A 13,530-nucleotide genomic window follows, 5' to 3' on the forward strand; every position below is an offset into this window, starting at 1 on the left:
AATAAGAGATTTCGAAGTCGACATATTGCTGGTTTAGAAAAAGTTACCGTACCGACTTTTTGATACGGCTCACTCCTTAGCAATAACGCTTTCCCGTGCATATCTACATCAGAAACCGCAGTACCATAATCGAAATAATACCAATCACGACCGTCCCTAGTAAGCTGCGCGTGAAGATTGCCGTTACAAAAGTAGGTAGTGCGGCGAATAATTCCACATTGTCTCGAAGCGGAGATAGCTCCCCGTTCTGAATGAACAGTTCCTGCCCTACCAAAGCAGCCATGACTGCAATGGGTACATAATTCAACCAGCGCATACCCCAATCCGGGATTTGAATACGACTAAGAAGGATGAGCGGCAGCACTCTTGGTATGAAGGTGACCATGGATGAACCGATAATAATGAGTAGAATATCCCATCTTATTTCCATTTTTCCACCGCCATTCCGACCGTTGCGGCAACAACTGTAGCCACGATGACGCCGATGCTTGCAGAGGATACCAACGTAACCCCTACAACAACGACTACCGCGATAATAGCGACAATAATATCTCTCGCAATCTTCGCCCTGCTCACCATCAGTAGAACCAGAAGTCCAATAAACATAGCTGGCAATGCAAAGTCTAAGCCAAACTTCTCAGGATTCGTGATCCATTGCCCGAAGAAGGCTCCAGCAATATTCGCTGCAATCCAATTTAGATATGCGGTTATGTTCAGTCCATGCATCCATTTCTCACTGATTCGCTGCTTATTCACCGTTTGATTGATGGCAACGCCGAATGTTTCGTCGGTAAGCAATGAACCTACCAGCATGTTCTTGAGAGGGGTAAGATGGCGAAAATAAGGCGACAACGCCGCGCTGAGCAAGAGATGGCGCAGATTCACAAAGAAGATCGTGACGATGATTGCCGCTACCGAGCCCTGTGCTGCAACCATCCCTGCTATAATGAACTGAGCTGATCCCGCATAGATGAGGACACTCATCAGAACAATCTCAATGATGCTAAGTCCCGACGTTTTCTCAACAACCCCAGCAGCAAATCCAATGCTTAAGTATCCCAGCAAGGTAGGAATGCAATCCTTAACACCTTGGATAAACTCCCCCGCAGTTACGGCTCTTTGTCCTTTTATGTTTGTGTTTTCTTGCATTGCTTAATCCTCTCCGTCAATCACACTCGTTCGTTATCGTATATTTTTTGTGTGACATATCATACGTTACTTAACGGAGAATGTCTATGCTAAAGGGGCATTTAAAATGTAGTCAACCAAGCACATTCCTTCTCTACGACCAAACGCGCCAGATGCTCATGCAGAATTTGCGGCAATACATGATGCTCCTGAAGACTCTCATTGGACAACTCCACCCAATAAAATTCCAAGTGACCTTCTTCGGAAGCAGGTAACTCATGTGATTGCAATTGCTCCGAACTCACTTCGAAGAGATGACTGACTTCATGATGTACAATCCCTTGCTCATCCGTCCTCTTCGTCTCCACTACACCTAGAAACCGTCCAATTGTACTGTCAATGCCTAACTCTTCGGCTAGCTCTCTCTCTAATGCGTGTTGAGCGCCTTCTCCTAGCTCGATGCTCCCGCCGGGGAGGAAGGAATGAGCTCCTTTTAAACGAGCGATTAGGATTTGATTGTTATGTACAATGACCGCTCGCGCGATATGCCGGAATTTAATGATTGCGCCTTCCGATGGAATCTCGCCACTCGAGTAGTATCGAACGACCTTCCCCTTCTCAGTCGCATACTCGATCTCTCTTCTCGTGCTCGTTCCAATATAGCCGCCAACGTCGATCACGTATATTTCATCGGAGAGATCAATCTTTCTAAAATGCAGCTCACCTAGCAATTCTGCTTGCTGTCCGGTAAGCTCACAACCCTCACTTTGCTCGAAGAAAGCAAGGCTAATGACAATGTGACCTTGCAGGGTCAGGAATGCGTTCACTTGATTGAACTGTTCCTTGAATTTAGTCGAGCCGCATAGCGTGATTACGCTCATAGAAGTCCCCCAGTTATACCGGCAACCGGTACAGAATCGCTGCTTGTTTTAATTTAATTATAGCAATCTCAACCGACGTTTCGATGTAGCCTATGATCTGGTCGAAAGTGAACACTCGTAGCTTATCAGTGAGAGAATCCGAAGAGTAATTCATATCTTCTAGAACATGTGGAATTAACGCTTCGACATCCGTGGACTTCACCTCTACGAGATCAATGACATCGCGAGGATTCAATAGCAAGCTTCTGAGACGCTCTCTCAAACCGTAATACGCCAACAATTGTCCGTTTAGCAAGCGAAAATCATTGTGATATTGGTTATATAGCTCCTTATCCGCTTCCATACGATTTCGCAGCCAAGATAAATTAAAGCCTTTCAACCAGATGTCATCGGCGACAAGGTGCGTGAAGTAGCCTAGAATATAAGCATTGGCGGCGTGTGCGTGATATTTATATAAGAACCCTTGATAATCGACGCTCCGCGAATAATCATGGACGTCACCTTGAAAGAAATGGGATTCATTCTTGGTAGAAACCGCATCAGGAGCGATGCTTCCAAGTAGAAATAACTCTCGATCTTCTAATGAGAGACTCTCTGCAATCCGATCCGCTATAATCGCATGCATAATTCTTGAGCCCACTGTAACCCCTCCACACTGAATGTCGTAATAATCCATTATTATCCTTTTTGCTGACGGATTGCTAGTCTCAAGTTTCGCTTATTTAATAAATGGAATTTTTAGAAAATTCTATTGAGGAAACCAACTTCTCCGTCTTATAATAAGTATTAAATAACGGGATGCGTAACTGGCGAGAACGTAGATCACTACGGGGGAGCGCATCTGTCCAACTAGCCGTTCGCCTGGGCAAAGCATTTGGTTGATTCTAACCAAGTGCTTTTCTATTTTCTAAGGAGAGTGCCGGGATGTTGACGAGCAAAAATGTAGCCGTAATCGTGTATGACCAAGTGGATGCGCTCGACGTGACAGGACCATTCGACACTTTCGCAGTAGCAAGCAATTGGGGGCAGGATTTCCGCGTTTATACGGTCGCCCTCGAGTCTACAGCACCTATTCGGACGATCAGCGGCTTAACGATCCAACCTGACTTCGCTTCATGGGACTGCCCTGCTCCGGATATTCTGATTGTCCCTGGAGGCTGGGGATCTCGGAAGGAGATGCATAATGAGAAGTTGACGGGCTGGATCTATGAAACCTCGCAACAAGCTTCCTTTACCCTGTCTGTATGTACAGGGGCACTATTGCTCGCCAAAGCTGGACTTCTTGAAGGATTGCGCGCGACTACCAATAGGCGGGCGATGGATTTGTTCATGGAGGCAGCACCAGCAAGCACAACGATAGTTGAGAACGTCCGATATGTGGACAATGGTCGCCTCATTACATCGGCAGGTGTTACGGCGGGCATAGATGCTGCGCTGCACCTTGTCGCTAAGATTCACGGAGAAGAGCGCGCGATCGAAACCGCATCAAGGCTGGAGCATGATTGGCGGCGTGAACCATCGGAAATGCTCGCGATTCGCCGAGCAACGGAAGAGGATGTCGACGGCATTCGTTCCCTATTCGTTGAAGCTTCGCAATGGATTCATCGGACGCATGGATTATGGCAGTGGAGAGCCGAACAATTTACTCTCGAGATGGTCGAAGCTTTTGTCCGGGAGCAGGAGGTGTTTGTTGCCAAGCTGGGGAACGAGCATGTCGGATGCTTCTCCATGCACTGGATTGACGAAGTAATATGGGGTGAGAAATTCCACGAGGATGCGGGCTATGTCCATCGATTATGCGTATCGCGTAAACGCAAGGGAGAAGGCATCGGCCGCGAGCTCATCCGGTATGCGGAAAGTTACATTAGCGCCAAAGGTAAAAGTTGGATCCGACTGGACTGCATGGCCGACAACCCGAGTCTGAATGCGTACTACGTCAATTCCGGTTTTAGCTTTCAGGGGCGTTATGAGCATAGCATCTGGAGTGCCAATCTATATGAGCGGGAAATAAAGAAGACACCGGCGCTTTAGCGCTGGTGTCTTCAGAGTGTAGAAAACCGCATTAGCCAATATTGGCAGCATAGCGAGGCTGAGAGTGCGGAATTCGATCTCTCAGCAAAGAAATCCGCCGATTACTACTCTGAGAGTGCAAAATTCGAACTCTCAGACTGTCGAGGCTTTCTCGACAGCCTGAAGACAGTTCAAAAACTACAATTTCTCTCGCGGGAACGATAGAACGATGAGCTGTGCGTTCTCATTGTAACCCTCACACTTCGACATTTGCACATCCGTAAAATCTCGATCTCGTTCATGAAGCTGAATGGATCTGCACACATATTGCATCTTCATCTTATCTTTTGGAAAATAAGCATCCCTAGAATGGTCAACGTTCCAAGTGATCTCTTTCCCATTCGAAATCACATCATGAATGACGGGTCCGCTATCCATGCCCGGCATAATAATCATTAAGTTGTCACCACGTCCTTCATGAAATCGACTCACCATTTCTTCGAGCCGATCCAGATCTGCTTTATCATAATTGATAATATACGAGGTATGGTTAGATGCGCTCTTCATATCCGGTTTTACGATCAGGATTGAAATGACACCGAGCAAAGCGACAATAATTAGGGTCTGCAAAATAACGATTGTTCGACTTATTCTAATACCCGCTCCTCCTAAATGGTAACAATTTACTAAAAATCATACCGCATCACGACTCGGCGCTTGGTCGGATGGGTCACTTCGCGGAACCCCGCAGCAGCAAAGGCATTGCGGCTTCCGACATGAAGCTCGCCCCAAGTGATCACCTTATCGGGAGTCGTGATCATGGGGTATCCCTCGATTGCGCTCGCCCCTCGCACTCTTGCGAATTCAAGAGCTGCTCGTGTGAGCTCATAGGTAATCCCACGCCGGCGATAGCCGTTGCGAATAATGAAACAAGTGATGGCCCACACACCTTCGTCGTCCTTATTCTCATTCCGATCTTGCCAGTAATACCGACTTTTGAGCAAGTACGCCATACGAGGCTCAACCGCACACCAACCTACAGGCTCGTTGCCAACGTAGGCGACGAGTCCGCTTGTCGAATCAGATTCTGGATTCTCGCACTCTGTCTGACTACGAAGCATGAAAGCTCGCTCGTCATCCTCTATTTCATTCCACCGGTCTCCTGGAATCTTGAACCGTTGGCAGTAGCAGGTTACTCCGTGGCACTTGGCTGGACCGAGCACAGTCTTCAAGTCTTCCCAGGACGCTTCGTTCGCAGGTACGATAGTGATCGCTTCGTTCGATGTCATTGCCCGTTATCCCTCCGAATATGGTGACTCCATAACCGGAGTATTCGCTAATAATTGGCAGTAATCCTGCCCGCAAGCTATTTTGTTCGATTAAAAAAAGCAACCAATCTGAAAGATTGGTTGCTTATCCTACCCCTTACCTCTCGATCAACTCCAGCGCATTCAACAGCCCCTGCATATACCCGACTGCGTGAGCTCGTGCGCGATGGCCCCATGCAGAATCATTGATAACGTTCGGAACATGATCGTCCATCAAGAAGCCTGTGAAACCGGAGCGCTTCAGCTCCAGCAGCACTTCCGCAGGATGATAGTTGCCTTCGCCGAGGAAGCACTCTTGGAACCTCGGCATCGTGCCTTGTACGTCACGGAAGTGGACATAACAGATTTTGTTCCGCGGGCTAAAATATCGGATCATCTCCATCACATTCGCAGCGCCGTAGACCATCTCCGAGCAGCAGCCGAGACACAGATTCAAGCCCCATGCGTCGCTATCCGCAATTGCCTCCGCCCTCTTGAAATTGTCTACTTTGTAGAAGATTCTTGCCGTTCCATCCAGCATCGCAACAGGCGGATCGTCAGGGTGCAGCGCAAGCCTCACGCCAGACTCTTCAGCTACCGGAAGCACAGCCTTCAGGAAGTATGCATAGTTGTCCCACATGATAGACTCATCCGGCACTCTCACTTCGCGATTCGCAGCATACTTCACTTGGTTGATGCCGCTTGCTGCCGCTTCCAGATCGAAGGCTGTACATAATGCGCCTCCCCGCCCCGGCTCTGAGGAGGTCCTCCAAACGAAGTTCGGCATGAAATGATGCCCAAGGACCGGAATCCCCGCTCGCCCCATATGCCGGATGATCGTACAATAATTCTCAATTTGCTCATCCCTGCCGGGCAAGCCAAGCATGATTTTATCGTAGAAACGAATCGGTACGTTCTCTATGGATTCCAAGAACAATCCATTGTCGTCGCAAGTCTTCTTGATCGCAGACAGATCCTCATATGTCCAACAATGTTCTCCGGGAAGCTTCGGGGTGTTAAGCTGGACGCTCGTTACGCCTAGCTGCTTGGCAAACGTCATCGTTTCTTGAGTCAGCTCTTGCATTTGTCCTAAGGCAATACGTATGTTCTGCTTCACTACTAATCACCGTCCAAGTCCGATTTTTGGAAATCCCATCATACCGTGTCTTGTCTGCAGATAAGCTTTAAGCCTTGTACAACATATTCCTCATCGTTCTATACATATAGCAAAATCGGACTCTTATGATTACATCTGAATCGCAATAAGATTCTTCTCTTGCACCCATTCCACCTTGGCGCCCAGCGACTCGCTAATGAATCGTAGTGGCAAATATACGGTACCATTCACGATAAAGGGTTCTTTCGCAAGCGTCACTTGTTTCCCGTTCAACTCGATAGAACCGTCACCACCATAATTAAAGCTTAACTTGATGTCAGTGCCAGCCTTATGGATGGCAGCAATCTTGCCATACATATCCCAACTAACTGATGCGCCTAATCGCTCAAAAATCGACCTTAATGGGATAAACGCTTGCCCGCCGCGAATAATCACGCCGTTGCTGAGCGCAACCGCCGCTCCGTTCAGCTTTATCGTGATCGGTTTCTGTACAGGTACTGGCGTATCATAGCTATACGTGTAGTCTCCATACCCGAGTGTCGCTTCTTTATTAATTCCCCATCCCCATAAGCTGCCATCTGTTGCCTGCATGATCATATGGCGAGCAGCCCCCTGAATTCGGCTCACGCCTGACTTCAGCTTCTGAAATTTCGGAGCTACTGGCATTGCACTCGTGTCAATCGATGTCTGGTACACGGTACCATCCTCAGTCAGCGCAACTAGTGATCGTTCCACCACTGCAGCATCCTTCACATGGCTTATGCTCGTTAACCGAATCGGTGAGGGATGCTCATATTGCACGGTACCATCTGTCCATCCGGTCAGGGTGATTCCCCAGAACCACAGCTGTCCGCTCCGATCAATGGCGATATTGGATTTGCCGTTTGATTTGATCATGCGAATATCATTAACAGATGCCAGCTTCGACGCCGTATTAGCTAATACGGTTATTGTCCCGGTCTTATCCGTATGGACTGGCAGCTCCCAGATCGCTCCATCCTCTGTTAATGCAAAGTTACTGTCGATCTGAACGACATGATCAACACCATTCACTTGCGTGAAGGAGAGCATATTATCATTGCTTCGCCATACTGATCCATCGCTCTTCAAGAACAGTAAATCCTGATGATAACTTGGCTGCTCATAGTAACTGCTGATCATCTGCACATGATCAAGACCCTTACTCTGAGTCAAGCTTCCCCAGTCCAATTGGCCCGAGTTCGCGCGCGAAACTGTAAATACATCGCCATCATGTTCGATAATGATCGACTTGTCCGACAATGAAGTAACAGAAGCAATGTCATGCAGCTGAGTCACTTCTTCTACCTTGTTAATCGCTAAATTCGATGTCGGCTCCCAGCGCCAGACCGATAAGTCCTTCTTCATAATCATTCGATCAGCGAAAGCAGCCTCGACATTGGCAAGCTCCCCAATTTGAGTTGGGACGGAATGATTCTGCCCCCATACCCAGTAGGTACCATCCTTCTTAATTAATGATCCAGGGTCAAAATTATAAATTTTCTCGCTTGAAATGACTGATGTTGTTGACGTTGTTGACGCCGTGCTGCTGTCAGCTGCTGCAGCCGTATGTACTTGCCATTGTATCGCTGAGCTAGTTGCCAAGCTAAGTGTTAGTACGGCTATTCCGATCGGTTTCTTCATCCTCATATACACTCCTGTTAGTCCGTTTAACGATTTGGACGCCAAGAATATCGTCAAGGTTGCAATATTTTACCAAAATAGATTATTTCACAATCCGCATCATCTCCACGACCGGCCGACTGTCTCCCGGAAGCACCCTCTCAGCGGCTTGCATCTGAGACGAGCCATCCCCATCTAGGAAGATGCCATCAACGAGCTTCGTATTGCCCAGCTGCTCGAGTATTGCCGATCGGAATTCTGCCAACGTGCCTTTCGTGCTGCTGACAATGAGATAGAGCTTACCTTGCCGGTCATAGACCGCAGCGCTGCGAAGATGACTGTTATTCATGAGCGGCGCATTTTCTAATACGGCTTGTCCCTGCCAGATTGCATCCTGTCCTAAGCTCATACTGATGCCGCCCTGCGCCCAGAAGTGAAGCGGATCGCTCACCTTCAGCTCTGCCAGCTTGCTTACGATCTGAACAGAGAGCGTATTACTCGCGCCATCCCAGACGAGCGTGCCGCGCGGGTACTTGGTATTCTCATCCCCTACGCCGTATTGCCCCTTTGCTCCTCCAACCGGCTGCCCGTTTACGACCGCCATGCTGAGCAAGCTCGTATCGTAGAAGAATCCGCCATTCACCCCGTAATAATCGGATAAAGCGAGATTTTGCCGAACGACCTCAAGCGCTATATTCGAAGGATCGGTCTGCAGCACATGCAGCTTGAAACCATTCGCAGCCTCTTTCTCCATATATTGATACTCATGCCCCGGGAAGCGAGCCACATGAGGGCTTGCATGGCTATTTAGCATCCTCAACATCACCACCATCAGAATCGCAAGCACGAGCAGAATCCCTCCCATTATAGCTGCAACTCTCACGATACGAATCCGTTCCGACACATGATTTCCCCTTTTCATCACGCAATTATTTCCTACTAGCGAATCTAGTATATCGAATTGAGCTGTAATCTACAAAATAATAGAAATGGAAACTTTTAGTGAAACAATTCCAGATCTGCCATCGTCTATATCGGCAGTTAGTCCGAACATTACGAAGAAGGCTAGGTGAATATACGTTGAAAATCTCGCTAAAACCGCGCCGTTCCTTACTGTGCGCGCTCGCCGCATTATCCATCCTACTGCCCGCTGCAGGAGCTGGTACAGGAGTCAAGGTTCACGCTGAAGGTGTCCAATTAAACGCGTATCCAAGCTATCTCGAGAAGACGCCGGTGACGAAGCCACTCTGGTCTGCCCAGATCGACCATGAGCTCTATATGCCGAGCGGATCTTCTTTTGCAGTAGAAGGCAACATCATCGTGTATTTGCAGAACAAGCATCTCGTCTCCGCGAATGTAGCCACTGGGGATCGGTATTGGTCGAGTAAAACGAATTACACAGGCAGCTTCTTCCTGCGTGGTGGCATTATCTATGCACTGGGTGAGGATCGCGTCCTCTATGCCTTCAATGCCCAGTACGGTACGAAGCTATGGATGTCCCCGCTCGGCAAGACCAATCTCGTTCAGATGAAATTCGATGACAAACGAATCTATGCAAGCTTCAATGAAGCGTTATTCGCAATCGATCCGGCGACCGGCAAGAAGCTCTGGATGGTTGACAAGACAGAAGCATCAGCGATTAATGATTTGACACTTGTAGGCGATACGATCGTTCAATCGTATTATGAGCAAGGGGCAATTTCCCATGCTAATCTATATGGCTATGACGCCGCCACCGGCAAAGAGAAGTTCGGGTTCTCTTGGGCATCGAATCCGCTTGCGGTAGAAGGCAATCAGCTATGGGTCAGCTCCCATAATTTCATGGCAGAGGAACCTCTCACAACGCATGTCCTTCAGATCAATACGGACACCGGGAAGCTGGTCAAGGACCAAATCTATGATGTGAGCAAAATCAATGCCGAAATCTCAACTTCTTCACCGAATGATCCCTATACGAGAATTACGAAGCTCGCAATGGACGGTCCGTGGCTCTATATTGGCGTTAATGACGTCGTATATCGCTATCATCGGGATGCCGATCCGACGAAAGGCGCGCCTTTTGTCTATAACCACATGTATCAAGGGACGCTGGGCAAGTGGATTCTCGGTCCAAGTGACGGTTACATGACGTTTGAAGGGGTTGTCGGACTGACCTCGATCTCGATGTTCGACCTGACCAAACCGAGTATTAACTACTGGGGTAATGGTAATATCTCGCGTGTCGACCGCATTGGCGGCGGCATGTTCATCGGACTTCAAAATGGTCACTTCCTCATCTCGAAGCTAAGCACAGGTAAGACATTATTGCATGGCCAAACATCCGCTTGGATGTTCGATCGATTTGTCGTCGCCAATGATGTCGTATTCGTTCAGGCAGAGCATCAATTGCTCGCTTACAGGCTTCCTGCTGCAGCCAAGTTCGCACCGACGCACAAGCTGATCATCAAGGACGAGAAAGCAGATGTAGTCGTGGATGGCGTTAAGCATACGATTACGCCTGATGCTGCCTTCGTGAACAATCAAGTGTTCGTCCCGTTCCGCGCCATGTTCGGGTTATTCAATGGTACGATCGGTTATGATGCCGCTACTAAATCAGTAACCGCAACAGCGCTTGGCAAGAAGGTTCAGCTAGCAGCCGGCAATCCGCTTGTGACGTTAGATGGCGCCAAGATCGGGCTGAGCGAAGCCCCGCTCATGTATAACAATACGGTATACGTCCCGCTTCGTGACATTAGCACGATGCTTGGCACGTCCGTCACGTGGAAGAACCATACGGTCTATATTTCAACCAAGCCGGAAGCGGTAGCAAAGTAGGATTCAAACAGAAGGGAAGCCAGGCATAATGCCCAGGCTTCCCTTCTTGACTTTATGGATGAAATGACTTCCAAAACTCCCCATTCGTATCAATGATGCTCCTAATCTCGGCAAAAGGAATCGTGAACGTCGGGAATCCCGCAGCATACGGCCCAATATCGTAGGGATTGAAGTAGAGATGCAGCGCATTCTCGGTTACGAAGAACGGCTGATCGGCACTAATGCCTTTGTAGGTGTCGGGGAATACGTACGAATATTGCGGGTCCTCCTTAATCTGCTTGCCGACGATATCGCTGAGCACCTTCACGTAGTTGCTGCCCGGCTTGAACAAATCCTTGAGCGCAAACATATGTCCAGACACCAAATTAAGAATCGCATAGATTTGAGTCGGCATTCCGTGCGCCGCGCCAAACGGGAAGTTGTAGCCGGTAAGCTCCAGCTGCAACAATTGATGCTTAAAGAACGAGACGTCGAAGTCGCCATTGTACGAATAATCCAGCCGCTCATTCGCAGGAATCGGCTTCACCTGTGACATTGATTTCAGCTTCTCATTGACGCTTCGCATTGCAGCTTGATTCGCCATCCCCTCGACCTGTGGGTAGTAGACAAGATAGTCAGGATTCGGATTGAACTTCACTTCTTTGACGGCATACGGAGGCGTAAGCGGAATGACTACATTTTGCTGCCAAATCATTCGTCCAGCGCGATTGCGATAAGAGAGTCGCTGATCGACATAAGCTTTAATGAGTCCGCCCTCTTCGACGGTCAGCGATCCTCGGCCTGGAATTCGCGGGTAGCCCTCGGCTGGCTTGCCCGTGCGGTCAATGAAATAGGTCTGTTTCGTATCCGACACCGACGCGAGAGAGTTCTGATAATCCGAGACATCATGATAAAGGAAATCGGAGAGACGTTTACCATTCCAATCCGCGATTGCATAGATCGAGCCGATGAACGGCTGCTCCTTGTCAATTGCGTTGCCAAGCGCGAACCGCTGCTCGCCTAAGCTTCGCACATCGTTATAGATCGGCTCTACGATATACTCGCCTTTCTTATTAATAACACCGTATTCGGACTGGAAGTCCGCGGACGTATTCACAACCGCTCTGCCCCGCTCGAATGGCATAGCCGCGTAATAGGTTGGCTGTATGATGATTTTGCCGCCTTCATCAATATATCCGTATTTACCGCTGAGCTCCCTCTGGAACGAGAGCATGCCATCCCCATACGGTCCTACATAGGCGAACGGGTAGGTTGCAAGCCGTTTGCCGCTCGGATTAATGAGCGCGTATTCATTCTCCTTAATCTTCACGACTGCGCGGCCGCTTGTGAAGTCCGTCGCATCCTCATACTGCGCGGGTATCACTTCATTGCCATTGGCGTCGAGATAACCATATAAGGATTGCCCCGAGCCACCCGGCGAATCTTGCGTAATATAGAAGAGCGACCGGCCGCCGCGCATATCGGCTATGTAAGGATACGGACGCTTCGTGAGCACTTGCCCGCTCTCGTTGATCATATGAAACCCTTGCTTATCGATGACCGCTGCACGCCTCTCCGAGAACGGATAGATCGAATCATAGATCGGCTGAACAACGTAATTCGCTGAGGCATTAATGAGCCCCGTTCTCCCCTTCTCCGTCACAACCGCAAGTCCATTCTTCTGAAAATCATTCGCATCGTCGAAACGAACCGGGATTTCCATTCTGCCGTTACTATTGATATAACCCCATTTGGTACCGCCAATTCGTTTCATCGAAGCCGGGTAGAGAGCAACCGCCCGCGACATACTCGCCCTAAATTGCGCGTCAGCAAGATATTCCCAGTAGATAGGAGCGCCAGGATACTGCCGAGTCAGCTGTTCATAATAACGGGAAATCGTCGGATAATAGTCGGCATACGCATCCGGTGCCTCTATGAATGTATGGCCGTCCCACTTCACGACATCAACACGATAAGCCTCGCCAGATACGTGGGACCACAGCGCAATACAGAGCGTATCATCCCTATCATCCGTCTCGCTCGTGCGTGCCAAGGAGACCGATTCCAAGTAGCTGTAATGCATATCCTCGGGCGCAATATCGACCAAGCCGTTCTCGGTCCACTCATAGACAGACAGCTTCGAATAGTCAGGACTAACCTGCCAGCCGATGACCAAGTTGTTCGAGTCCTCACGCGTAACCGGCATCGTAGTCATGAGCGTCACGCCGTATCCAGGCGCCTTCAAGCCAGATGCCCGTTCCCATACGCCATTGCGGTAGCGTAGTTCAAGCAGATGCAATTCACCGTACATTCGGTACACCAATACCGTCTCAGGAATGTAATCTTCATTCATATCAACTGCGCAAATCGCAGCTCGCGGTATCGTACTCTCAATAAACTCCAGCTCCGCGCCGTAAGGCAAATACGCGCTGGCAAACTGGATAAGCTGCTCGTTATACGGAGTCATTGTCGCAGCATCCTCCCTTTGTCTTACGCATGCTTCGCCTTAAACGTATGCGGGAACGAGGCAACTTAGTAACATTTTTGAGAATTGGTCTTGTGCAACATAGTTGGCTTGTCTAAACGATCTTGACCCCGTTTAACTGTCCTTACCCACGGCAACACTGTTTCTCTAGACCCACACGAAATTCGT

General features: G+C 48.9%; 12 protein-coding genes and 1 riboswitch. Of the genes, 2 read left to right on the top strand and 10 right to left on the bottom strand.

From position 1 onward, the window contains the following. Positions 1 to 103 precede the first annotated feature (103 nt). The 4 genes from AC0YNX_RS08395 to AC0YNX_RS08410 form a co-directional block, all read right to left on the bottom strand. Positions 104 to 430, bottom strand: coding sequence for an AzlD domain-containing protein (locus tag AC0YNX_RS08395; protein ID WP_475815239.1), 327 nt, complete (start codon positions 428 to 430; stop codon positions 104 to 106). Beyond that, complete coding sequence (locus AC0YNX_RS08400; protein WP_475815240.1) at positions 421 to 1,149, bottom strand: AzlC family ABC transporter permease; 729 nt, start codon at positions 1,147 to 1,149, stop codon at positions 421 to 423. Before AC0YNX_RS08400 ends, AC0YNX_RS08395 begins: the two co-directional genes overlap by 10 nt. A gap of 101 nt (positions 1,150 to 1,250) precedes the next feature. Further along, complete coding sequence (locus AC0YNX_RS08405) at positions 1,251 to 2,009, bottom strand: NUDIX domain-containing protein (RefSeq protein WP_475815241.1); 759 nt, start codon at positions 2,007 to 2,009, stop codon at positions 1,251 to 1,253. Positions 2,010 to 2,022: 13 nt separating this feature from the next. Beyond that, complete coding sequence (locus AC0YNX_RS08410; protein WP_475815242.1) at positions 2,023 to 2,649, bottom strand: zinc dependent phospholipase C family protein; 627 nt, start codon at positions 2,647 to 2,649, stop codon at positions 2,023 to 2,025. A 152-nt stretch (positions 2,650 to 2,801) separates the two neighbouring features. Continuing rightward, positions 2,802 to 2,883: riboswitch (ZMP/ZTP riboswitch) on the top strand. A 50-nt stretch (positions 2,884 to 2,933) separates the two neighbouring features. Between AC0YNX_RS08410 and AC0YNX_RS08415 the strand changes: the two genes are divergently transcribed. Then, positions 2,934 to 4,040 (top strand): GNAT family N-acetyltransferase, encoded by a 1,107-nt coding sequence (locus AC0YNX_RS08415; protein WP_475815243.1) that lies wholly within the window; start codon positions 2,934 to 2,936, stop codon positions 4,038 to 4,040. A 177-nt stretch (positions 4,041 to 4,217) separates the two neighbouring features. Here AC0YNX_RS08415 and AC0YNX_RS08420 read toward each other — a convergent pair whose 3' ends face one another. The 5 genes from AC0YNX_RS08420 to AC0YNX_RS08440 all read right to left on the bottom strand — a co-directional run bounded on the left by AC0YNX_RS08420 (position 4,218) and on the right by AC0YNX_RS08440 (position 8,988). Beyond that, complete coding sequence (locus AC0YNX_RS08420; RefSeq protein WP_475815244.1) at positions 4,218 to 4,649, bottom strand: DUF4362 domain-containing protein; 432 nt, start codon at positions 4,647 to 4,649, stop codon at positions 4,218 to 4,220. 56 nt (positions 4,650 to 4,705) lie between these two features. Further along, positions 4,706 to 5,308 carry a GNAT family N-acetyltransferase gene (locus AC0YNX_RS08425; protein ID WP_475815245.1) on the bottom strand — a complete coding sequence of 201 codons (603 nt, stop codon included), beginning with the start codon at positions 5,306 to 5,308 and terminating at the stop codon, positions 4,706 to 4,708. Between the two features lie 136 nt (positions 5,309 to 5,444). Further along, positions 5,445 to 6,410 (bottom strand): mannonate dehydratase, encoded by a 966-nt coding sequence (locus AC0YNX_RS08430; RefSeq protein ID WP_475815246.1) that lies wholly within the window; start codon positions 6,408 to 6,410, stop codon positions 5,445 to 5,447. 162 nt (positions 6,411 to 6,572) lie between these two features. Then, the gene (locus AC0YNX_RS08435) at positions 6,573 to 8,105 is read right to left on the bottom strand and encodes a stalk domain-containing protein (protein ID WP_475815247.1); all 1,533 of its coding nucleotides are present in this window, start codon (positions 8,103 to 8,105) and stop codon (positions 6,573 to 6,575) included. 82 nt (positions 8,106 to 8,187) lie between these two features. After that, entirely contained in the window at positions 8,188 to 8,988 is an 801-nt protein-coding gene (locus AC0YNX_RS08440; protein ID WP_475815248.1) for a phosphodiester glycosidase family protein, read from the bottom strand. 176 nt (positions 8,989 to 9,164) lie between these two features. Between AC0YNX_RS08440 and AC0YNX_RS08445 the strand changes: the two genes are divergently transcribed. Continuing rightward, positions 9,165 to 10,898, top strand: a complete 1,734-nt coding sequence (locus tag AC0YNX_RS08445) for a stalk domain-containing protein (RefSeq protein WP_475815249.1) — start codon at positions 9,165 to 9,167, stop codon at positions 10,896 to 10,898. A gap of 52 nt (positions 10,899 to 10,950) precedes the next feature. Here AC0YNX_RS08445 and AC0YNX_RS08450 read toward each other — a convergent pair whose 3' ends face one another. Continuing rightward, on the bottom strand, positions 10,951 to 13,344 hold the full coding sequence (locus AC0YNX_RS08450; RefSeq protein WP_475815250.1) for a WG repeat-containing protein: 2,394 nt from the start codon (positions 13,342 to 13,344) through the stop codon (positions 10,951 to 10,953). Positions 13,345 to 13,530 lie beyond the last annotated feature (186 nt).

It is taken from the genome of Paenibacillus sp. J31R98, assembly GCF_056269245.1.